The following is a 22,325-nucleotide window of genomic DNA, read 5'->3' on the forward strand; positions in this document are numbered from 1 at the left end:
CCACGCCGGTCCGCGCCGTTCCGAGAGGACGCGCTGTTCCGAGAGGACGCGCCGTTACGAGAGGACCACCACCGCATGACCACGCCGCCCCGAGGCCCTGTCGACTCCTCCCGGATCCCGCGCTTCGCGGGCCCCGCCACCTTCGCGCGGCTGCCGCGTCTCGACGAGGTGGGGCAGTGTGACATCGCGGTGGTCGGGGTGCCCTTCGACAGCGGGGTGTCCTACCGTCCGGGTGCCAGGTTCGGCCCGTCGGCGGTGCGTGAGGCCAGCCGGCTGCTGCGGCCGTACCACCCCGGTCTTGATGTCTCGCCGTTCACGGAGACGCAGGTGGCCGACGCCGGGGACATCGCGTGCAACCCCTTCGACATCAACGAGGCCGTCGAGACCGTCGAGCACGCCGTGGGCGAGCTGCTCGCGACCGGCGCCAGGCCGGTCACCATCGGCGGCGACCACACCATCGCGCTGCCCCTGCTGCGCGCCCTGTCAAGGAAGCACGGCCCGGTCGCGGTCCTCCACTTCGACGCCCATCTGGACACCTGGGACACCTACTTCGGAGCCGAGTACACGCACGGCACGCCGTTCCGCCGCGCGGTCGAGGAGGGGATCCTCGACACCGAGGCGCTCAGCCATGTCGGCACCCGGGGCCCCCTCTACGGGAAGAGGGATCTGGAGGAGGACCGGCGCCTCGGCTTCGGCATCGTCACCTCCTCCGATGTCATGCGGCGCGGTGTGGACGAGACCGTGGACGCGCTGCGGCAGCGGATCGGCGAGCGGCCCCTCTACATCTCCGTCGACATCGACGTGCTCGACCCCGCGCACGCCCCCGGCACCGGAACGCCCGAGGCCGGCGGCCTGACCAGCCGGGAGCTGCTGGAGATCCTGCGCGGCCTGGCGGGCACCCATCTGGTCGGCGCCGATGTGGTCGAGGTCGCCCCCGCCTACGACCACGCCGAGATCACCTCGATCGCCGCCTCGCACGTCGCCTACGACCTGATCAGCCTGCTCGCCCTCACCCAGCGGCCCTGAACCCGTTACCCGCCCGCCCGTTACCGCCCACCCGTTACCGCCGCGTCTGGATCAGCGCGTGCGTGCCGCTCGTACGCCACGTGGCACCGGAGCCCTCCAGAGCGTCCAGAGTCACCTGGTCCAGGCCGACGATGACGTCGGACTTCAGGGTGCGCAGCGCCGCGACGGCTCCCGGGAAGTACGCGGTGCGGGCGGCGAAGGAGTCCGTGGCGCTCCACTGCCGGTCCCCCACCAGGCGGCGGTAGTTGAGGTCGCCCTTCAGGACGGTGAGCGCGGCGTCCGCGAACTCCGCGCGGAGGTCGTCGGGCATCTCCTCGTACGGCAGTGGGGCGCAGAAGAACGGGTGGGCGCGGACCTCCAGGTGTCCCGTCGCCATGGCGCGCCACAGCCGGCCGCCGGTCCGGCCCGCTTCGCCGGGTGTCTCGGTGAGGCGGCGGAGGCAGTCGACCACGTCCGGCAGCATCGCGTCGGAGACGAAGTACGGATACGGCTTGACGTGGAGCACGACCCGCTCGGCGTGCCGGTGTTCGAGGAGATGGTCGATGAGGATCAGGTCGGGGATCAGCTCGCGTCCCGCGTTGTCCGCCACCACGGCGACGGTCGCGGTTTCACCGGCCGGCAGGAGCCGCCACAGCAGGGCGCTGTCGTCGGCGACCAGCCCGGCGGCGGCTTGACCGGCCGCCGGCTCCCCCTCCGTGACGCGGAAGCCGAGATCCGCGCGGTTGCCCCAGAGCGAGGCATGGAGCAGGGCCGCGGCGCGCTCCTCGGCCGGCGCGTCCGCGAGCGCGTCCAGTGCCCGCAGCTCCTCCTCCACCGCGCCGCCGCTCAGTTCGGCCCGCTTGAACGGCGCGAAGGGGTCGACTCCCTGCCACGGGCCGGTACCGAAGTACCCGACCGCGCCGAGGAGCCTGCGGTAGAAGTAGCTCTCCGCCCACAGGAAGGGCGCGTCGTACCAGGACCGCCCGTAGTGCCCCCGCCCCCACTCCGCCCAGCGCTCGTGATCGTGTTCCGCGGGGTCGAGCGGTTGGATGTCGCCCCGGGAGATCTCGTCCAGCAGGGCGTCGAGTGCCTCGTGCTGACGGCGGCCGTACGGGAAGGCGTCCCGTACCTGCTTGATGAGCGCGGGGTGGCGGTCGGCGAGGACACCCCGGGCGAACGAGCCGGGCCTGTTGCCCAGGATGACCGGCCCGGCCCCTTCGTCCACGGTGTGGGGTGCTCTGTCTGCCATGGCGTCCAGCCCTTCGTACCTCGCCAGCCGGAGCGTCGGGCTCCTGATCACTGGTGTCCCCCCAGGTCTCCCACATCAGGTCGCCGGCTGGCAACCGGGCTCCGGAGCGGGTACGGGTACGGTACGCGTGCGGACGCGTCAGGCCGTGGCGGCTCCGTTCCACGCCGTCTCCAGGAACTGCCGGGCCTGGGCGACGAGGAGACGGTCCTCCGGGGCGTTGCCGCCGAACATCCCGTGCGGCGCCGCCTCGAAGACATGCAGGTCGGCCCGGACACCGGCCGCCAGCAGCTTCCGGTGCATCCGGACGGTGTCCGAGAGCAGGAAGTCGCGGGTGCCGGTGAACAGGATCGTGGGTGGCCAGTCGTCGCCGATCCGCCCGAAGAGCGGCGACAGGTGCGGATCCGTGACGTCGTGGGCGCCCGCGTACAGCTTCGCGTTGTTCGTGAGCCCGGCGCCCGCGCCGGAAGGGTCGTTGACCAGGCTGTCGCCGGAGAGGGTGAGGTCGACGCCGGGCGAGTTGAGTACGGCGGCGCAGGGCATCGGCAGCCCCTCCTCCTGGAGCCGCAGGAGCAGGGCGGCGGTGAGGTTTCCGCCGGCGGACAGCCCGCTGACCGCGATGGAGGCGGGGTCGTGGCTCTCCAGCAGGGCCCGGTAGGCGTCGACGCAGTCGTCCAGCCCCGCGGGGAACGGGTGGTCGGGCGGCATGCGGTAGTCGACGCTCCACACGGTGACGCCGTAGGCACCCGCGACGAAGCCCGTCGCCGCGCGCGTCGCCGCGCCCCCGCCGGTCGTGAACGCCCCGCCGTGCACGCTGAGCAGCACACGCCGGTCGCCGGGCGCGAGCCCCTCCGGCGTACCGACGTGGACGACGGTGTGCGGCAGGTCGACGGAGTGGACCTCGACCGGGACGCCCGTGGCGACGGCGCCCGTGGTCGCGAGCGCGATGGTGTCGGCGAGTTCCGGTGCCGAGGTGGCCGCGGCGACGGCGCGCCATGCCTCGATGTCGTCCGGTTCCGGGGCGGGCTGCTGCGGGTACTCCTTCAGCATCGCCAGCCATGCCTGGGCCTCGGCGCTCAGCCCGTACGCGGTGTCGTGTGCGTTCCGCTCTGTCATGAGGTCGGTCCCTTTCCGGATCGTGCGAGGCCGCCGAGCCAGGCCAGACTCGGCTTCGGCCGGCGCTCGAAGGTCTCCCGGTCCACGGCGATGAGCCCGAACGTCGGCTCCCAGTGGCCCCATTCGTAGTTGTCGAGCGCGCTCCAGTGCAGATAGCCGCGGACGTCGACGCCGTCGTCCATGGCGGCACCGAGGTGGCGCAGGGCCTCGTCGGTGTACGCGATACGGCGGGTGTCGTCGCCGGTGGCGATGCCGTTCTCGGTGACGAGCACCGGGACACCGCCGGTGACCTCCCAGGTGTGGCGTACGGCCATGCCCAGGGAGTCCGGCCGGTACGCGGTTCCGGCGAGGGTGTTGTCGGGGTGCGGCGCGTGCGGCACGGGGCCGTTCCCGTCGACCTCCTGTGTGGAGTAGGACTGGACGCCGATGAAGTCGTCCTGCCGCGCGGCCTCCAGATACAGGTCCTCGCGGACGTAACGCTCCTCGACGAGCCGCGCCTGGTGCTCCGGCTTCGCGGTGAGCGCCTGGTTGGCGACCGTCCAGCCGACCTTGGCGCCGGTCCTCTCCTTGAGGATCTCGCGCGCCCGGTCGTGGACGCGGGCGAGGCGGTGCCCGGTCTCCGGGTCGGGCGGGGGCAGCACCATCTGTACGTCGCCCTCGATCGTCGGGCTCTGCCAGTCGCCCCCGCCCGCCTCGGCGGCCTTCATCATCGTGCCCATCATGGCCAGCATGTTGGGTTCGTTGAGGGTGCAGACCCACTCGACGCCGTCGAGGATGGACGTCGCCTCGGTGACGTAGCGCGCGAAGCGGTCGATCGCGCTCTCGACCATCCACGAGCCCTCGTCGGCGAACCACTTCGGGGTGGAGAAGTGCTGAAGCGTCACGACCGGTGTGAGCCCCAGGCCGAGCGCTGTGTCGATCATGCGGCGGTAGTGGGCGAGTTCCGCCTTCGAGAAGTGGCCGGGGATCGGTTCGATGCGCGACCACTCGATGCCGAAGCGGTAGGCGTTCAGGCCGGCGTCGGCCAGCAACCGCATGTCCTCGCCGTAGCGGTGGTAGCTGTCGATGGCGTCACCGCTGAGCGCCATGCCGGGGGTCTGCTGCTCGCGTGCCCACCAGTCGCTGTTGACGTTGTTGCCCTCGATCTGGTGCGGAGCGGTGGACGCGCCCCAGAGGAAAGTGGGCGAGGTGTCGTTCATGGTCTCTCTTTCGGGTCGATCCGGCCGGTCGGTCATGTCGGCCAGTTGGTCATGCCGGTCGGTCAGTCATGCCGGTCGGTCATGCCGGTCGGTCGTGGGTGTCGAGCCACTGGCTCATCGCCCGGATTCCCTGGCGGAAGCCCCGGCCGCGGGGGTGGTTGAGGAATCCGTGCAGGGTCTTCTCGATGATCATGTAGTCGACCGTGCGGCCGACTGCCCGCAGATCGGCGGCGAACTGATCGCCGGAGGCGCGGAGGCTGTCCCGGTCGGCGTCCATCACGAGCGCCGGAGGCAGTCCCGCGAGGTCGGCGCCGGTGGGGAAGGCTTCCGGCAGCAGGCGTTCGTCACCGACGTAGTTGAGTGTCATCCGGTCGTAGGACGCCGGTGTGAAGGCGATCCGTCCGGCGAATCCGGTCAGCCGCGAGACCACCCGTTCGGGGAGCGGGGGAAGTACGGAGTGGAAGCCGCCGTACACGAGCGCCAGTCCCAACGGCCATACGGTGTCCGACCGTTGGAGGGCCACGGTCGCCGCCACGGCGAGGTTCGCCCCGGCGCTCGCCCCACCGACGAAGAGCCGGCTGTGCCCCGACTCCGCCCAGTCCGTGATGGCGGAGACCACGTCGTCCGGCCCGGCCGGGTAGCGGTTCTCGGACGGTTCGAGCACGAGGGGCGAGCGGGAGGCGAGGGCACGCCATCCGAGTGCGGGCGCCAGGCGGTAGTCGACGGTGCGTACGGGCCGGCCGGTGCCGGCGATCGCCTTCGCGACGGCGTGCGACTCCTTCTGGTCGAGGCCGCCCGACATCCAGCCGCCGCCGTGGATCCACACCAGCGGCACGGCGCTCTCCCGGGCGTCCTCCGGAAGGTAGTCGCGGACGGGGATCGGGCCCCCCTGGCCCTCGACCGACGTGTCGACCGTCCGCACGGCGGTGCGGTGGGCGCGGGGCCCCGTGGCGTCAGGCATCGTCGGCCTCCTTGCCGGGTCGCAGTCTTCCGTGGAGGAACGCCTTGACCTCCGCACCCACCTCGGCCTCCTCCGGGGCTCCGCCGAAGAAGGCGGAGTGTGTCATGGCCTCGTGCACATGGAGGTGGGCGTCCGCGCCGGCGCGGCGCAGCGCGCGGTGGAAGCGCACGGTGTCCGACAGCAGCCCGTCGCGGGTGCCGGAGCCGAGGAGGGTCGGGGGGAAGCCCGAGAGATCGCCGAACACCGGTGACAGATAGGGGTCGCGGGGGTCCTGGCCGCGTGCGTAGTAGTCCATCAGTGTGCCCATGTGCAGGCCGATGACCGGGTCCAGACCGTCGAGGGTGTGCCAGGTGTCGCCGTCGCGCGTGAGGTCGACCGACGGGGACCACAGCGCCACCGCGCCCGGTGTCGGCAGCCCCTCGTCGCGGGCGCGGAGCACGGTCGCGGCCGCGAGGTTCGCGCCCGCGGACGTGCCGGTGAGAGCGATCAACCCCGGTTCTGTCTGGTCCAGTTGGGCGCGGTAGACCGCGAGGCAGTCGTCGAGGGGCGCCGGATAGGGGTGGTCGGGGGCCATACGGTAGTCCACCCCTCGCACCCGCAGTCCGAGCGTCGCCGCTTCGAGGACGGTCATCACCGCGGCCAGTTCACCGCCGCCCTGGATCCAGCCGCCGCCGTGCAGCATGAGCACGACCCGCTCGTCCCCCGGCTCCCACCCGGGCGGTGTGGCCTCGTGGACGGGGACCCGGCCGACACGCCCGAGCGTCAGCTCCACTCCGTACGAGGCGGCCACGCTCCGTGCCGAGCCGGGCGGCAGCGCGGCCAGTTCGCGTTCGATCTGCGCCGCGACACTGGCGCGCCAGCCGGCCGCGTCCCGCGCGTCCGGGAAGGAGACACGGGGCATGTCGGCCAGCTCGGCCAGCTTGCGCCGCGCCTCGGGGCTGATCGACCGGGGCACCGGTACGCGCCGCTCGGCCAGGGTGGTGTGCGGGAGCTCGCCGTCGCGGTCCGGTGTGGTGATGCCCTGTGCCGTCACGTCCTGTGCCGTCATGTCCGGTTCTCCTCGAAGCCGTTGGCGGCGTTCGCGCGTGCGAGTACGTCGTCCACCATGCCCGCGGGGAGCGCGGAGCCCGTCGTACTCACGAAGCGTCCGAACGGCAGCGAGTCCAGCATCGGTCCGTAGTCGGTCTCCTCGGCGCCGGAGAACTGCTCGAACATCGCCGCGAAGACCTCCTGGAAGGCGGGACCGGCGATGGGATCCCGCAGGATCTCCCCGATCGACGAATCCGGTCCCAGCCGGTAGCGGGCGGTCTCCCCCTGGAGTTCGACGGTGTCGGAGAGCCGGATGTCCCGGCTGGAGGCGCCCGCCGCAATGCGGTACTCGCCGCCCTCGACCAGCCAGCGCTGAAGCTCCTCGTCCCAGTACTCGAACTCGCGCCTCGGCACGGTGATGCCGACCTCGCCCGACTCGCCCGGTGCGAGGTCGACGGCTCCGAAGCCGACCAGCCACCGCGGTGCGCGTGCGACCGCGGACCCGTCGCGGGACGCGTAGAGCTGGACGATCTCGCGGCCCGCGCGTTCACCGGTGTTGCGGACGGTGACGCGTACGTCGACGGTGTCGCCGTGTGCCTCGGCCTTGAGCGAGTCGTAGGCGAAGGACGTGTAGGACAGGCCGTGTCCGAAGGGGAACGTGACGTCGATCGCGCGTGCGTCGTACCAGCGGTAGCCCACGAGGATTCCCTCGCCGTAGCGGACGTGCATCCGTTCGCCGGGGAAGTTCGTGAAGGACGGCACGTCCTGGAGCCGCTCGGGGACGGTCTCCGTGAGGCGTCCGGAGGGGTTGACGATGCCGAACAGGACGTCTGCGAGCGCGCTGCCGCCGGCCTGGCCGAGGAGCGCGCCGTCGAGGATGGCCGCCGGTCCTGCGACGACGGGCGCGAGCCGTACGACTCCGCCGTGCGACAGCACCACGACCGTGCGCGGCTGTACGGCGACCACCGCGTCGAGCAGGGCGAGCTGGTCGGCCGGCAGTTCGATGTCGGCGCGGTCGGCGCCTTCGCTCTCCTGGCCGTCGAACAGCCCCAGGAAGACCACGGCCACGTCCGCGTCCGCCGCCGCCCGTACCGCCTCCGCGCTGAGCGCCGCCGGATCCGCCCGCTGGTCGGACGAGAAGCCCGCGGCGTACGCCACCTCGGTGTGCGGGGCGCGGTCGCGGATCTCGTCGAGGGCGACGTCGACCCGGATCGCGTTCACGTGCGAGCTGCCCCCGCCCTGGTAGCGCGGCCGGGCGGCGAACTCGCCGATGACGGCGAGGCGTTGGGCGGGGTCGAGGGGCAGGATCTTCTGGTCGTCGCGGAGGAGCACGATCGCGCGTGAGGCGACCTCGCGGGCGAGGTCGTGATGGTCCGCCGCGTCCCACGCGGTGTCGGGGCGGCGGGCCGCCTCGGCCCGGTGGGCGATTCGGGCGACCCGGTCCGCCGCCAGCGTGACGACGGCGGGGTCGAGGCTCCCCTCGTGTACGGCGGCGATCACCTTGGCGTCGTCGAATCCGTCGTTGCCGGGCATCTGGAGGTCGAGGCCGGCCTCGACCGCCGCCACCCGGTCGGCCACGGCGCCCCAGTCGGACACCACGACGCCCTCGAAGCCCCACTGCTCGCGCAGTACCTCCGTGAGCAGCCACCGGTTCTGCGACGCGTGCACACCGTTTACACGGTTGTACGAACACATCACCGTCCACGGCTGCGCCTCCTCGACCACCTTCTGGAACGCGCGCAGGTAGATCTCCCGCAGCGGGCGCGGGTCGATGTCGGCGCTCACCCGCATCCGGTCGGTCTCCTGGTTGTTCGCGGCGAAGTGCTTGAGCGAGGCACCCACTCCCATGCTCTGGATGCCGGACACCCAGGCCGCGCCGAGGGTTCCCGAGACGAGCGGGTCCTCCGAGAAGTACTCGAAGTTCCGCCCGTTGCGGGGATCGCGCTTGATGTTCACCCCGGGCCCCAGCAGGACGTGGACGCCCGCGGCCTGGCATTCGCGGCCGAGCGCCTCGCCCACGCGGTGCACCAGTGCGGGGTCCCAGGTCTGGCTGAGGGCCACCGCGGGCGGGAAGCAGGTCGCCGGGAGGCTGCCGGAGAGGGCCAGGTGGTCGGTGGCGCCCTCCTGCTTTCGCAGTCCGTGCGGTCCGTCCGTCATGAGGATCGACGGGACGCGGCCGGCCGCCGTGGTGGTCCAGAAGTCCGACCCGCTGCCGAGAGCGGCTTTCTGATCGATGGTCAGTTCTTCGAGGGCGGAGGTGATGTCGGACATGGGTCCCCTAAAGCGGATCGGTGGATCGGTGGATCGGTGTGGATCGAGGGATGGACCGGAGGTCAGGGCCTGCGGACGGGCAGGATGGCGAGTGCGGCCAGGCCGACCAGTGCCAGCGCGGCCACCCAGACGAACGCGTATCCGCCGGTGAACGAGACGACCGTGCCGGCGAGGGCGGGGCCGAGCGCCTGGCCCAGGTTGGTGGCGAGACCCGCCACACCGAGGTCACGTCCGGCGGCGTTCGGGTCGGGCAGTACGTCGACGACCAGGGCCTGGTCGACGGGAATGTAGATGCCGAAGGCGAATCCGGCGACGATCGCCTGGACGAACAGCGCCGGGACGGTCGGGGAGATCAGGGGAATGGCCATGGACCCGGCCATGAGGACCGAGGCGGCCAGGACGAAGGACTTCCGTCGCTGCAACCGGTCGGAGAGCGGGCCGGCGACAAGGATCGCGACCACCGTGGCGGGCAGCGCCGTCAGGGCGAAGAGGGGCACGATCTTCGTGGCCTCGCTCACGCTGAGGGCGGGCTCCACATAGCTCTGGAGCATGTAGAGACCGAGGGCTCCTGATACCCCGTATCCGAAGGTGAGCAGGATGCGAGCCGTCCAGACCCAGAAGTAGTCCCGCGTACGCACCGCGTAGGTGAAGCCGAGGAGGAACGGCTTCCACTCGAACTTCGCCACCTGCAGATCGACCGAGGAGCCGTCCTTGGCTCGCGACACGAAGATCACGACGCACAGCACGACCAGTCCGGCGAAGACGAAGTAGCTGTTCAGACCGAGTGCCGCGAGGGCGACTCCCGCTCCGACGCTCCCCAGGACACCGCCCAGGAACGAGCCGAAGCCGCCGATCGCCGACAGGCTGCCGCGCTGGGTTTCGAGAACGCGGTCGGCGAGCGTCGCGCCCAGGGGCGATACCGCGGCGTTCAGTGCCACCGAGGCGACGGCCCACAGCACCACGAGGACGGCCACGCTCGGCGCGTAACGGACCCCGACGAGAAACGCGGCGCCGATGAGTGCGCCCAGCAGGATCCAGGGGGCGCGACGGCCCATTCGGGAGCGGGTCCGGTCGGAGAAGACACCGATCAGCGGTTGCGCGACCATCGTCGCGACCAGACCGACGGAGGTGACCAGCGCCAGGGACTGGGCCCGACTGGCGTCGAAATCGGACAGGATCCCCAGCAGCCGGTTCTGCTCCGCCGTCGCCGTCGCCGTACCTGCGGCGATGGCGTTCTTGAGCACGGTGAGCTTCTGGAGGTCCGTACCGGCGTCGCCGCCCGTGAAGAACTTCGACATCTCCAGGGACTGGACCTGGTTGGGGAGCAGCAGGCCGGCGGCTCCTCCCCAGATGGTGGAGAACGCGGCGAGCGCGACTCCGTACCAGAGGGCGTAGCGCCGAAGGGCGCGACCGCGCAGGTACTTCGGGGAGGTGCCGGGCTCGGAGGGTTCGAGGATCTCGGCGGTTGCGGCGTGCTCGGAAGGTGACGGATCGCTACCGGGCAGTTCGGTGAAAGAAGGCGTTGTCATGTGGTACCCCGATCGCTCGTCACTGAACGAAGAAGTTTCTGAAGTGTCTTTTGGTGCCCGGTACATGGCTGAAACGCAACTGACCGAAAGACGACACCTTGCCACTGGAGAAAAACAGTAAGCGTTACTGTTTCTTCCGGCAAGATGTTGCCGTCGAGTAATCTCGGGGCCATGACCCGCCGCTCGTACCCCAAGGGGCTGGCGAAGCGCGAGGAGATCCTCGCCACCGCCCTCAAAGTGATCGCCGAACACGGGTTCGGCGGAGCCACCCTGCGTGAACTCGCCGACGCGTCGAACCTCAGCATCACCGGCCTCGTCCACCACTTCGGCACCAAGGAGCAGCTGCTCACCGAGGTGCTCCACCGGCGCGACGAGGTCGACGCGGATTCCTACGGGATGGACCGGCTGCCCGAGACGGCCGCCGCGATGACCGAGCGCCTCGCCGCCCTGGTGGACCGCAACGCCGCCGTCCCGGGACTGGTGACGCTGTACTCGAACCTTCTGGCGGACGCCGCGGCCCCCGAGCACCCCTCGCACGCGTACTTCCGCGAGCGCTACCAGCAGAGCCAGGAACTCGGCCGGGCCTCCATGAACCACCTCCAGGAGCGCGGCGAGCTGCCCGCCGAGGTGGATCCGGACGATCTGGCCCAGCTGATGATCGCCGCGGTGGACGGTCTTCAGCTGCTCTGGCAGTACGACAAGAGCATCGACATGACGCGCGGCCTCCGGGCGCTGGGGACCCTGCTGGCCCTCGCCAACGAGGGTGGCCGCGAGGGTGGCCGCGGCACCGGCGAGTGACCTCGTACGCGCCCTCGCCGACCGGCCCACGCCGTTGTGATCCCGTCACAGGCCGCCGGGACACTAGTAAGACCGACCGGTCTAAGCTGTGGCCATGACGGGTCGCCGTGCGCAGGCCGCCACCTTGGCCGAGGTGGCCGAGGTGATCATCGACCGGCGACTCACGCTGCCGCGGGCCGCGTTGGCGGCCATGCGGGCGGAGATCCCCGGCTACACCGCGATCACCGACGAGGCGCTGCTGGAGGACGTGGTCACCCATGTGCGCAAGGGCAATGACGCGCTCGGCCTCATCCTGGCGGAGGCCCGGTCCGCCACCGACGAGGACGTGGCGTTCGTCCGCCCGCACGCGGCCCGCCGGGCCCGGCTCGGTGTGCCCCTCGTCGACTTCATGCACGGGGTGCGCATCGCCCACCGCACGATGTGGGAGGCGATCGCGGACTGGGCCGCGCACAGCCCGGGGAGAGGCGACGGCGCGCTCCGGGCGGCCGGCGTGGTCATGGAGTTCTTCAACCAGGCCGGCACGGTCGCCGCACAGGCCTATCTGGACGCGGAGCAACTGCCCGCCGTGGAAGGCGACCGCGTCCGCCGGGACCTGCTCGAAGACCTGCTGGCGGGCCGCCGGCCCGCGCCGGGCCCACGGCTCAGCGCGGCGACGAGGGCCGGGCTCGGACCCGGCACACCGTGCGCCGTGGTGACGGCCGTACCGGTGGCTCCGCTCGCCGACGAGTACGGGCTCCGCTCCGCCGCGGCGCTCCTGGGGCGGGCGGTCGGTGAACCGGCCCGGCTGCTGACCGTCCTGCGGCAGGACGAGATCGTGATCGTACGGGCCCTCCGTGACACCGACGGCGAGCTGCCGGCGGAGCCGGTGAGAGCCGCCCGGCGGGCCCTCGCCGATCAGGGAGTACCGCTGGCGATCGGGATCAGCACCCGTCACGCGAGCGTCGCCGACCTCGCCACGGCCTACCGCGAAGCCGTGACGCTGATGGGCACCCTGCCCCGGGACGGCGGGGTCGCCGCCCTGTCCGAGCTGCGCGTCCTCGACTATCTGACGCTGCGCGCGGACGAGACCGTCGCACGCATCGTCCCCGCCCGGATGCGGGATTTCGTGACCGAGGACCTGCGCGCCGGGGGCTCCCTCATCAGGACGGTGGAGTGCTTCGCGAGCAACGATCTGAACGTGCGGGCCGCGGCGCGGGAGCTCGGGGTCCACATCAACACCGCGCACCACCGGCTGGCCCGCGTCGAGGAGCGCACGGGATGCGGCCTCCGCCGCCTCGCCGACCTGCAGGAACTGCTGATCGCGATCAGGCTCTTCGCCGGCGGCGGCCCCGCCCTGTGATCCGGTCACAACGGGTCTCATCCATCGTTGGGTGACCCACCCGATGACCCGTGGCACACGGACTCCCTAGCCTTTCCGTCGTCGAACCCGCGGCACCGACGGACGGGAACCGAACGAGATGCCCGATCACACCCCACCGCCCGCCTCCCTGTGCCACGCGTTCCAGCACACGGCGGCCATCGATCCGAACGCCGTCGCACTGCGTACCGTGGGCGGCACCCACACCATGAGCTGGCGCGAACTCGCCGACGAGGTACGGGGGCTGGCCGCCGGCCTTGCCGGTCTGGGGGTCCGGCGCGGGGACACGGTCGCGCTCATGATGTCCAACCGGACGGAGTTCTACCCCGTGGACCTCGCGGTCCAGCATCTGGGCGCCACACCGTTTTCCGTATACAACACACTCGCGCCGCCCCAACTCGCCCATGTCCTGAAGAACTCGGGAAGCAGGATGGTGGTGTGCGAGGCGCGGTATCTGGACATCGTCCGCGGCTGCGGTGTGTCCGTCGAGCACGTCGTCGTGGTGGACGGCGGCGGAGCCGGTACGGACGGGGGCACGCTCACCCTGGACCGCGTGCGCCAACAGGGCCTGGCCGACGACCGGTTCGACTTCGAGGCGACGTGGCGGTCCGTGCGGCCCGACGACGTACTGACCCTGATCTACACATCGGGGACGACCGGCGCCCCGAAGGGTGTCGAGCTCACCCACGCCAATGTGCTCGCGCAGGCCGCGGGAGTGACGCAGGTGCTGGACTTCCGGTTCGGCGACCGGATCACCTCCTTCCTGCCGTCGGCACACATCGCCGACCGCTTCACCTGCCTGTACGCGCTGGCGCTCTTCGGTGTGCAGGTGACCGTGGTTCCCGACATCACACGGATCGCCCAGGCGCTGCGGGACTGCCGGCCGACCATCTGGGTGGCGGTTCCGAGGATCTGGAACAAGCTCAGGCAGGCGGCCGAGGCCCAACTCGCCGCCGCACACACCCCGGCCGCCGCGCACACCCCGGCCGCCGCCGCGCACACTCCGGCCGCCGCGCACACTCCGGCCGGCGCCGAGGTGCTGTCCGGCGCGCGGGAGCGTCTTGGGCTCGACCAGGTCCGGTGGGCGGTCTCCGGCGCGGCGCCCACACCGCCCGCGACCCTGGAGTTCTTCGCCTCCCTCGGCATCGGTGTCTGCGAGGGCTGGGGCATGTCCGAACTCAGCTGCTTCGTCGCCGTCAGCCCTCCCGCACAGGCACGGTTCGGTACGGTCGGCAGACTGCTGCCGGGCCTGGAGGGGCGCCTCGGCGACGACGGTGAGTACCACGTGCGCGGGCCCTCGCTGATGAAGGGATACCGCGACGATCCGGAGCGGACCCGCGAAGCGGTCGACGGGGACGGATGGTTCCACACCGGGGATGTCGTGGTGGCCGACGAGGACGGGTATCTGACGATCGTCGACCGCAAGAAGGACCTCATCATCAACGAGTCGGGCAAGAACATCTCGCCCGTCGCCGTGGAGATCGCCGTGGCCACCGCCTCCCCTCTCATCGGGACGGTGGTGGCGATCGGCGACAACCGCCCGTACATCACCGCGCTGCTGGTCCTCGACCCCCAGGCAGCGGCCGTCTTCGCCGCCGAACACACCCTCGACCCGGATCCCGGGACGCTGGCGGGCTCGGCCCCGCTGACCGACGCCCTCGCGGCGGCCGTGGCCCTGGGCAACCGCCAGTTGTCCCGCGTGGAGCAGGTCAAGCGGTTCACGGTCGTACCCGCGTACTGGGAGGGCGACAGCGACGAGCTCACCGCCACCCTGAAACTCAGGCGGCGGAAGGTCGCCGAGAAGTACGCCGCCGACATCGCGGCCCTGTACGCCGACCCGCCCGCCGCCGGTGTCCGGGAACCGGTCAGCCGGCGGACTCCCCCTCGTCCGGCGGGAGGATGAGGTCGAAGAAGCGGTTGAGGGGCTCGATGATGTCGAGGTCCTGGTTCAGCAGCCACTGCGTCTGCAGACCGTGCAGTACGGCCTGGAGCAGGGCCGCCGCGCTCTCCGGGTCCATGCCTTCGCGCAGCTCTCCGCGGTCCGCGCGCTCCCGCATCGCCCGGGCCGTGTACTCGCGTACGCGATCGTGCCGGTCGACGAAGTACGCGTGGGCCGGGTGGTCGGGGCGCGAGGCGGAGGCGGCCAGCTCCGTCCACAGGCGCATCAGCTCGGGCGACTTCTGGTGCTCGCGCAGGATCTCCGCGAGGTAGCGCACGGGCGAGCGCGGGCCGCTGTCGGCGCCTTCGCCCCTGCCCCCGGGGCTGCTGTACGCGAGTTCCCACTCCTCCTGATCGCGCTTGGCGAGCACCGCGGTCAGCAGCTCGTCCTTGTTCTCGAAGTGGTGGAGCACGGCGGCGTGGCTGATGCCGGCCCGCTTCGCGATGTCCCGGAGCGAAGCGCCCGCGTGACCGTGCTCGGCGAAGCTGTCCCGTGCCGCGCGGATGATGTCCGCCCGCCGGGCCGCCGTCTTCGCGTACGGCCCACGCACCTTTGCCCGGTCCACGTCACGTCCCCTCGCTGGTGGCCGCGCCTGTCGGCGGAGGCCGGAGTCGGCTTCTCATCGGAGCTGACCCTGGCACCGTAGCGCCTCCCCCTCAAAACATCCACATGGTCGAGATTCAAATCAGCCACACCGGATGCGAACCCCCGCCCAAAGATAACGCTCTGGTCACGAACGGTGCGCGCCCTCTTCCCGACCGCTCCGACCGACGCCTACGTTCCACGAGCGAAATCCAACCGCCCGGTAAGTGTTGCCGAGTCAACACGTTCGAGACGCGGAGCGCCGGTCCGGGCCGCATGCCACGCACCGGCCCCGGACCGCACGGGACAAAGGAAATCCATATGACCCGCATTCGATCCACCAACCCGCGACCCCGGCTTCGGGTCCTGCCCACGACCGCGCTCACGGCGGCGGCGCTGCTGGCGCTGACCGCGTGCGGCGGGGGGACGCAGAGCTCGTCGTCGCCCGGCGCCAAGACACTCTCCCTCGCCATCTCGGCCACTCCGAACTCCTTCGATCCGGCCCAGATCAACGACGGACAGTCGGCGTACGTCTGGAGCGCCGTGTACGACACGCTGCTCTACACCGACAACAAGGGCGAGTTGCGGCCCAACGCGGCCGAGAGCTGGGAATACTCCGCCGACGGGCTGACCCTCACCCTGAAGCTGCACCGCGGCATGACGTTCAGCTCGGGCGCGGCGGTGAACTCGGCCGCCGTGAAGGCGACCATGGACCGCACGATCGCCACGCCCGGTTCGCAGCAGGCCCTGCTGGTCTCCGTGAAGTCGGTGGAGGCCCCCGACCCCACGACCGTCGTGCTGAACCTCAAGCGCCGGGACGGTTCGCTGCTGTCCAACCTCTCGATGGCGGCGGGCGTGATCGGGGATCCGGCGACGCTGACGAAGAAGAGCACCGCGCTCGACCCGGTCGGGTCGGGTCCTTACGTCCTCGACAAGTCGACGGTGACCGGCTCGACGTACGTGCTGAAGCGGCGTGAGGACTACTGGAACGCGAAGGCCTATCCGTTCAGGACCGTCACGGTGAAGGTGATCGCGGATCCCACCGCCGCGTTCAACGCGCTCCAGGCCGGGCAGATCAACGCCGGTTCCGCCTCCCCGGAGTACGCCCCCAAGCTGAAGGCGGCAGGGTTCAGGACAACGCTCGTCAAGGCGACGGCGGTGGCGAACCTGGTCCTCGCCGACCGGACGGGCAGTGTGCTCAAGCCGCTCGGGGACACCCGGGTGCGGCAGGCGATCAACATGGCGTTCGACCGGACGAAGATCTCCCAGCAGCTGCTGAAGGGCGTCGCGCAGCCGACGCTCCAGGTGTTCAACCCCCAGGGCCGGGCCTACGATCCCGCGCTCGACAAGACGTACCCCTTCGACCCCACCGCCGCCAAGAAGCTGCTGGCCGAGGCCGGTTACCCGAACGGGTTCTCCGTCACGATGCCGAGCTTCGTCTTCATCAAGACGTTCGAGCCGACCGTCACGCAGGCGCTCGGTGACATCGGCATCAAGGTGAAGTGGACGTCGGTGCCCGTGCAGAACCTCTTCTCGGCGATCACCTCGAAGAAGTACCCGATGTTCCTCTTCATCGACGGCATGAGCACCACTGCGCGCGAGGCCGCCAACAACTTCTCGCCGAGCGGCTTCCTCAACGTGTTCCGCTCCACGGACCCCGAACTCACCAAGCTGCTCGACCGGGCGCAGAGCGAACTCGACCCGGCGAAGGCGGCGACCGCCTACCGCGAGGTCGACGCGTTCGCCGTCAAGCAGGCGTGGAACGCGCCGATCTCCTTCCTCGGCCAGAACTGGACCGCCAAGGGCGTCGAGTACCTCGGCAACGGCACCAACGTGAACTGCACCATCAGGGCGTTCGGCGTCAACGGCTGAGGCTCGCGCACGTCCCGGCCGGCACTGGTGCCCGCCCTGTTCCCCAAGGAGCTCCCCGCATGATCTCCTACGTGTCGCGCCGGCTCGGTACGAGTCTGGTGCTCACCGTCCTCGTATCAATGATCACGTTCCTCCTCCTCAGTACGTCCTTCGACGGCATCGTCCGCAGCATCCTCGGCCCCGGCGCCACACCGGCGGCGGTGCTGGCGCAGAAGGCCGCGATGGGCATGGACCGGCCGGTGCTCGTGCAGTACTTCGACTGGCTGTTCCGCTGTCTCCAGGGCGACTTCGGCGTCTCGTACTTCACCAGCCAGCCCGTCGGTACGGCCGTCGCCGACCACCTCAGGGTCACCCTGTCCGTCGTGGTGGTCGCGCTGCTGATCACCGCCGCCGTCAGCGTCGTGCTCGGTGTGGTCGCCGCTTCGCGCGGCGGTGTGGTCGACCGGATCGCGCAGGCCACGTCGCTCTTCGGCTACATCATGCCGAACCTGCTGCTGGCGATCGGGCTCGTCGTCATCTTCGCCGTCAGGCTGGACTGGCTGCCGGCCACCGGCTACACGCCCTTCTCCGAGAATCCGGGCCGCTGGGCCGCCTCGATCACCATCCCGGTGATCGCCCTGTCGCTGGGCGGCATCGCGAATCTCTCCGCCCAGATCCGCGGCGCCATGATCGGCGAACTGCGCAAGGACTACGTCCGTACCCTGCGCACCCGCGGTATCTCCCCCCGGTCCATCGTGCTGCGGCACGCCCTGCGCAACGCCGCCGGGCCCGCCTTCACCGTCCTGTCCCTGGAGTTCATCGCCATGCTCGGCGGCGCCCTCATCATCGAGAACGTGTTCGCGCTGCCGGGGATCGGCAGCTACTCCTTCACCGCGGCCCTCCAAGGGGACGTTCCGATCATCATGGGTCTCTCCCTCTTCGGTGTCGTGTTCGTCGTGGGCATCAATCTGACCGTCGACATCATCAACGGCTGGCTCAACCCGAAGGCGAGGCAGCAGTGAGCACCAACACCCCGTCGGCCACGGCGGATTCGAGCGTCCCGCGCCGCACATCGCCCCTGCGCAAGCTCCGCGGGGACCCGCAGGCCATCGCCGCGGCCGGCGTGCTGCTCCTCATCATCGCGCTGGGTGTGCTGAGCCCGCTGCTCACCTCGCACGGCCCGAACCAGTCCTCGCTGGACGCGATCAACGCCGATCCCGGCAGGGCGGGTTACCTGCTCGGGGGCGACCAGAGCGGTCGCGACATCTTCTCGCGGCTGCTGCACTCCATCAACACCAGCATGATCGCCGGCCTGATCGGCACATGCGTCTCGCTCTCCATCGGTGTGACGGCCGGGCTCGTCGGCGGATACTTCGGCCGCCGGGTGCGGACGGCCACCGACTGGGTGTTCAACCTCATCATGACCTTCCCCGGTCTGCTCCTGCTGATCGTGCTGATGCCCCTGACGGGCGGCGACTACCGGGCCACCATGCTGATCTTCGGTGTGCTGTCGTCCACCGGGATCTTCCGGCTCGTGCGCAACCTCGTCGTCGGGGTGAAGAACGAACTCTTCGTGGACGCCGCGCGGGTGTCGGGCCTGACGAACCTCCGCATCCTCGGCCGGCACGTGCTGTTCGTGATCCGGGGCCCGGTCATCATCGCGACGGCGTTCCTGATGGGGTCGTCCATCAGCCTCCAGTCCGGTCTCGCGTTCCTCGGTCTCGGGTCGAACTCCGTCCCCAGCTTCGGCCTGATGATCGCCGAGGGCTTCGTCAACCTCTATGAGAAACCGATGCAGTTCATCTGGCCGAGCCTGCTGCTCGGGGTCATCAACGCGTCGTTCGTCCTGCTGGGCAACTCGCTGCGGGACGCGCTGGACCGGGGCAGGCCGAAGGCGGCGAAGATCACCGCGCCCGCCAGGACCCTGGCCGTCCCGAGCAGCGCGCCCGCCGGTGACTCCCCCGCCGCACATCTGCTGACGGTGGAGGATCTCGCCATCGCCTATCCCTCGCCCTCCGGTGAGCTGAGGGAGGTCGTCAGCGGTGTGTCGCTGAGTCTGGACGCGGGGGAGACCCTGGGTCTCGTCGGCGAGTCAGGATCCGGCAAGACCCAGACGGCCTTCGCGCTCCTCGGGGTGCTGCCGCCCGACGCGGTCGTCACCCGCGGCTCGATCCGGCTCGACGGACGCGAAATCCTCGGCCTGAGCGAGGGCGAACTGCGCGGCCTGCGCGGCACGTCGGTGGCGTACGTCCCGCAGGAACCCATGTCGAACCTCGACCCCGCGTTCACCGTGGGCTCGCAGCTCGTGGAGGGGCTGCGCGCCGCGCAGGGGATGTCCCGGCAGGCGGCGCGCGCCCATGTGCTCGCGCTGCTGGACCGGGTGGGCATCCCCGATCCCAAACGTACGTTCGACTCCTATCCGCACCAGATCTCCGGCGGCATGGCGCAGCGCGTCCTCATCGCCGGTGCCGTCGCGAGCGGTCCGAAGCTGCTCATCGCCGACGAACCGACGACCGCGCTCGATGTGACCGTCCAGGCCGAGATCCTGGATCTGCTGCGGGACCTCCAGCGGCAGTTGAACATGGCCGTGCTCCTGGTGACCCACAACTTCGGTGTGGTCGCGGACAGTTGCAGCCGTGTGGCGGTCATGCGGGAGGGCGGGATCGTCGAGGTCGGCAAGGCCGGGGAGATCTTCGGGTCACCGCGGCATCCGTACACCCGGATGCTCCTGGACTCCATCCTCGACGAGAGCGGTCTGCGGACCGACCCCCCGGGCGCACCGGTCGAGGGCGCGGCGGGCACGACCGAGGTCCTTGAGGAGAAGACGTCATGACCACTCCCCTGCTCGACGTGCGCGAGCTGCGCGTGGCCTATCCGGGGCGCGGCTTCCGGGCCCGCCCCGTGGAGATCCTGCACGGGGTGTCCCTGACCGCCCACCGGGGCGAGACGCTGGGGATCGTCGGCGAGTCGGGCTCCGGCAAGACGACCCTCGGCCGGGCCGTGCTCGGTCTGGTGAAGCCGACCGGCGGGCAGATCCTGTTCGCGGGCGAGGACATCACGCATACGGCGGGCCGGGCCCGGCGGGAACTGGCGCGCGACATCCAGGTCGTGTTCCAGGACCCGTACACCTCGCTCAACCCGTCCCTGACCATCGGTGACATCCTCAGCGAGCCACTGGTGGTCCAGGGGGCGACACCGCGTGACGCGCGGGCGCGGGTGCGTGACCTGCTCGATCAGGTGGCGCTCCCGGCGGACGCCTCGGAGCGGCTGCCGGGCGAGTTCAGCGGCGGACAGCGCCAGCGCGTGGCGATCGCCCGCGCGCTCGCCCCCGAGCCGAAGCTGATCGTGTGCGACGAGCCCGTCTCCGCGCTCGACCTGTCCACGCAGGCGCGGGTGCTCGACCTGTTCATCGACATCCAGCGGCGCACCGGGGTCACGTACCTCTTCGTCTCGCACGACCTCGGGGTCGTACGGCATGTGAGCCACCGGGTGAGTGTGGTGCACCGGGGCGACATCGTGGAGACCGGTCCGGCCGGCCATGTCACGTCCACCCCCGATCACCCTTATACGCAGCGCCTGTTGCTCGCCGCGCCCGTCGCCGATCCGGTGGAGCAGGAGCGGCGGCGGACCGAACGGCGGCGCCTGGCGGCCGAGGCCGGCGCCGCCGCCGGGCGGGAGGTGGGGGCGGGTGCGGCCTGATCAGGGGCGGGGCCCCGACGGCCGGGCGGCGGCCGGTCCGGCCGCCGTCACGGTCGCGTCCGCTCCGCTACGGAGCCGACGGCGTGCGCGGTCGCAGACCACCGGCCCGGTAGATCGCGTCGATCACCCGCATCGTCGCCGTCGCCTCCCGCGCGTCCGTCGGGTTCGGGCCCCCGGCGGTCACGGCGTCGCGGAACGCCTCCAGCTGGAAGGAGTACGACGTGCGCGGGTCGCCCTGTTCGACGACGACGCCGGACTCCGTCGTGAGCGTCAACTCCCCGTACAGGTAGGGGTGGTAGGGCATACGTACGTGCAGGGTCCCCGCCGGGCCGCTCACGCGCAGCTCGGCGGCATGGCCGTCGGTCCCGTCCATGATGGCGACGGCCTCGCCCGACACCCCGCCGGGGAAGGCGAGTCGGGCCGTCGTCGCGGCGTCGACGCCGCCGATGTCACGGATCCGCGCGCCGGTGACCTCCGGTTCGCCGAACAGGTGGCGCAGCAGCCGTACCGGGTAGCAGCCGAGGTCCATCAGGGCGCCGCCGCCGAGGCCGGGCTGCCACCGGATATCGGTGGTGTCGGGGTGCGGCACGGAGAACTCGGCACGCGCGGTGCGGATCCGGCCGAGGACTCCGGAGCCGACGAGTTCGCTCATCCGCGCCCACATCGGGTGGTACCGCGAGTGGAACGCCTCCATGACGACGAGCCCGCTCGACTCGGCGAGTTCCGCGATCTCCTCGGCCTCGTCGGCGTTCGCGGTGAACGGCTTCTCGCACAGGACGTGCTTGCCGGCCCCGATGGCGCGCCGCGTCCAGTGTCCGTGCAGGGCGGCGGGCGTCGGAACGTACACCGCGTCGACGGCCGGGTCGTCGATGATCTCGTCGTAGGTGCGCAGCGTCCTCGGGATGCCGTGTTCGCCCGCGAACGCGACGGCCCGCCCGGGCTCGCGGGCGGCGATGGCGGTCACCTCGACGCCGTCGAGGCCGGCGGCGGGCTCCAGGAGCGCGGACCGTACGACGCGGGCGGCGCCGAGCACGCCGAAGGTGAGGCTCATCGGTCCAGTCCCGGGACGAGGGAGACCAGGAAGTCGCGGATGGCTGACTCCACCTTGATGGAGTCCCGGTCGAAGAGCCACTGGACCTGGAGGCCGTTGATGAGGGCGAGCGTCGTGGTCGCGAGGGCCTCGGGGGTCAGCGTCGAGCGCAGTTCGCCGCGCGCGGCGAGCGCGGTGAAGGCGTCGGTGTAGAAGTGGCGGACGCTGCGGTAGCGCTGGCCGAAGTACATGTGCGCGGGGTGCTCGGGAGAGGTCGCCTCGCCGGAGAGGACGGCATTCAATTCCATGATTCCCGGCTGGAGTTCACTGCCGACGATAACGGCGAGCATGCCCCGGAGCGCCTCGACGGGGTGCTCCGCCGGGTCGATCGCGTCGGTGGACTTCAGGAAGTCGACGCTGCGTTCGGCGCACAGTTCCAGCACGGCGATGAGCAGGTCCTCCTTGCGCGCGAAGTGGTGGAGCAGCCCGGTGTGGCTGATGCCGGCGCGCTTGGCGATGTCCTTCATCGTGGCGCCGTGGAAGCCGGTCTCGCCGAAGGCGTCCACGCAGGCCTCCAGGATGCGCCGGCGCACTTCGGCCGATTTCGCGTACGGCCCACGGCCGGTGGTGGCACTCATGCACTCTCTCCCGTCGACGGAGGGGCCGGCCGACAGCCGGCCCTGAAAATAGTATCGCGATTCGAATTTCGATGT

Annotated in this window: 18 protein-coding genes; 8 read left to right on the top strand and 10 right to left on the bottom strand. The window is 70.9% G+C overall.

All coding sequences use genetic code 11. The features are described 5' to 3' along the window. The first annotated feature begins 75 nt into the window (after positions 1-75). Positions 76-1,026 carry an agmatinase gene (gene speB, locus AB0389_RS06260; RefSeq protein WP_366394151.1) on the top strand — a complete coding sequence of 317 codons (951 nt, stop codon included), beginning with the start codon at positions 76-78 and terminating at the stop codon, positions 1,024-1,026. Between the two features lie 34 nt (positions 1,027-1,060). Here speB and AB0389_RS06265 read toward each other — a convergent pair whose 3' ends face one another. From AB0389_RS06265 to AB0389_RS06295, 7 genes are all read right to left on the bottom strand, one after another. After that, complete coding sequence (locus AB0389_RS06265) at positions 1,061-2,254, bottom strand: damage-control phosphatase ARMT1 family protein (protein ID WP_366394152.1); 1,194 nt, start codon at positions 2,252-2,254, stop codon at positions 1,061-1,063. A gap of 138 nt (positions 2,255-2,392) precedes the next feature. Further along, complete coding sequence (locus AB0389_RS06270) at positions 2,393-3,367, bottom strand: alpha/beta hydrolase (RefSeq protein WP_366394153.1); 975 nt, start codon at positions 3,365-3,367, stop codon at positions 2,393-2,395. Beyond that, a complete protein-coding gene (locus tag AB0389_RS06275; RefSeq protein WP_366394154.1) occupies positions 3,364-4,566 on the bottom strand; it encodes a family 1 glycosylhydrolase in 1,203 nt (400 codons plus the stop codon). The genes AB0389_RS06270 and AB0389_RS06275 overlap by 4 nt, the downstream gene beginning before the upstream one ends. A 79-nt stretch (positions 4,567-4,645) precedes the next feature. Continuing rightward, positions 4,646-5,527, bottom strand: a complete 882-nt coding sequence (locus tag AB0389_RS06280; protein WP_366394155.1) for an alpha/beta hydrolase fold domain-containing protein — start codon at positions 5,525-5,527, stop codon at positions 4,646-4,648. Next, the gene (locus AB0389_RS06285) at positions 5,520-6,575 is read right to left on the bottom strand and encodes an alpha/beta hydrolase (RefSeq protein WP_366394156.1); all 1,056 of its coding nucleotides are present in this window, start codon (positions 6,573-6,575) and stop codon (positions 5,520-5,522) included. The genes AB0389_RS06280 and AB0389_RS06285 overlap by 8 nt, the downstream gene beginning before the upstream one ends. Further along, positions 6,572-8,827 carry a glycoside hydrolase family 3 C-terminal domain-containing protein gene (locus AB0389_RS06290; RefSeq protein WP_366394157.1) on the bottom strand — a complete coding sequence of 752 codons (2,256 nt, stop codon included), beginning with the start codon at positions 8,825-8,827 and terminating at the stop codon, positions 6,572-6,574. Before AB0389_RS06290 ends, AB0389_RS06285 begins: the two co-directional genes overlap by 4 nt. A 62-nt stretch (positions 8,828-8,889) precedes the next feature. Next, a complete protein-coding gene (locus AB0389_RS06295) occupies positions 8,890-10,356 on the bottom strand; it encodes an MFS transporter (protein WP_366394158.1) in 1,467 nt (488 codons plus the stop codon). Positions 10,357-10,527: 171 nt separating this feature from the next. Here AB0389_RS06295 and AB0389_RS06300 point away from each other — a divergent pair, with 171 nt between their 5' ends. From AB0389_RS06300 to AB0389_RS06310, 3 genes are all read left to right on the top strand, one after another. Beyond that, positions 10,528-11,154, top strand: coding sequence for a TetR family transcriptional regulator (locus AB0389_RS06300; RefSeq protein ID WP_366394159.1), 627 nt, complete (start codon positions 10,528-10,530; stop codon positions 11,152-11,154). Between the two features lie 94 nt (positions 11,155-11,248). After that, complete coding sequence (locus AB0389_RS06305) at positions 11,249-12,493, top strand: helix-turn-helix domain-containing protein (RefSeq protein ID WP_366394160.1); 1,245 nt, start codon at positions 11,249-11,251, stop codon at positions 12,491-12,493. A 118-nt stretch (positions 12,494-12,611) separates the two neighbouring features. After that, a complete protein-coding gene (locus AB0389_RS06310) occupies positions 12,612-14,414 on the top strand; it encodes an AMP-binding protein (protein WP_366394161.1) in 1,803 nt (600 codons plus the stop codon). On the opposite strand, the gene AB0389_RS06315 is transcribed toward AB0389_RS06310, so the two are convergent. After that, on the bottom strand, positions 14,377-15,015 hold the full coding sequence (locus AB0389_RS06315) for a TetR/AcrR family transcriptional regulator (protein ID WP_366394162.1): 639 nt from the start codon (positions 15,013-15,015) through the stop codon (positions 14,377-14,379). The genes AB0389_RS06310 and AB0389_RS06315 overlap by 38 nt on opposite strands. Before the next feature lie 338 nt (positions 15,016-15,353). Here AB0389_RS06315 and AB0389_RS06320 point away from each other — a divergent pair, with 338 nt between their 5' ends. The 4 genes from AB0389_RS06320 to AB0389_RS06335 are packed head-to-tail and all read left to right on the top strand — an operon-like array spanning position 15,354 to position 20,582. Continuing rightward, complete coding sequence (locus AB0389_RS06320) at positions 15,354-16,904, top strand: ABC transporter substrate-binding protein (RefSeq protein WP_366394163.1); 1,551 nt, start codon at positions 15,354-15,356, stop codon at positions 16,902-16,904. A gap of 59 nt (positions 16,905-16,963) precedes the next feature. Continuing rightward, entirely contained in the window at positions 16,964-17,905 is a 942-nt protein-coding gene (locus AB0389_RS06325; RefSeq protein ID WP_366394164.1) for an ABC transporter permease, read from the top strand. Then, positions 17,902-19,716 carry a dipeptide/oligopeptide/nickel ABC transporter permease/ATP-binding protein gene (locus tag AB0389_RS06330; protein ID WP_366394165.1) on the top strand — a complete coding sequence of 605 codons (1,815 nt, stop codon included), beginning with the start codon at positions 17,902-17,904 and terminating at the stop codon, positions 19,714-19,716. Before AB0389_RS06325 ends, AB0389_RS06330 begins: the two co-directional genes overlap by 4 nt. Then, a complete protein-coding gene (locus AB0389_RS06335) occupies positions 19,713-20,582 on the top strand; it encodes an ATP-binding cassette domain-containing protein (RefSeq protein ID WP_366394166.1) in 870 nt (289 codons plus the stop codon). Before AB0389_RS06330 ends, AB0389_RS06335 begins: the two co-directional genes overlap by 4 nt. Positions 20,583-20,649: 67 nt before the next feature. On the opposite strand, the gene AB0389_RS06340 is transcribed toward AB0389_RS06335, so the two are convergent. Both AB0389_RS06340 and AB0389_RS06345 read right to left on the bottom strand, forming a co-directional pair. Then, positions 20,650-21,633, bottom strand: a complete 984-nt coding sequence (locus AB0389_RS06340) for a Gfo/Idh/MocA family oxidoreductase (RefSeq protein ID WP_366394167.1) — start codon at positions 21,631-21,633, stop codon at positions 20,650-20,652. Continuing rightward, complete coding sequence (locus tag AB0389_RS06345) at positions 21,630-22,250, bottom strand: TetR/AcrR family transcriptional regulator (protein ID WP_366394168.1); 621 nt, start codon at positions 22,248-22,250, stop codon at positions 21,630-21,632. Before AB0389_RS06345 ends, AB0389_RS06340 begins: the two co-directional genes overlap by 4 nt. Positions 22,251-22,325 lie beyond the last annotated feature (75 nt).

Origin of the sequence: Streptomyces sp. NPDC093109 (assembly GCF_040701725.1) — a bacterium.
In the GTDB taxonomy this organism is placed as follows: domain Bacteria; phylum Actinomycetota; class Actinomycetes; order Streptomycetales; family Streptomycetaceae; genus Streptomyces.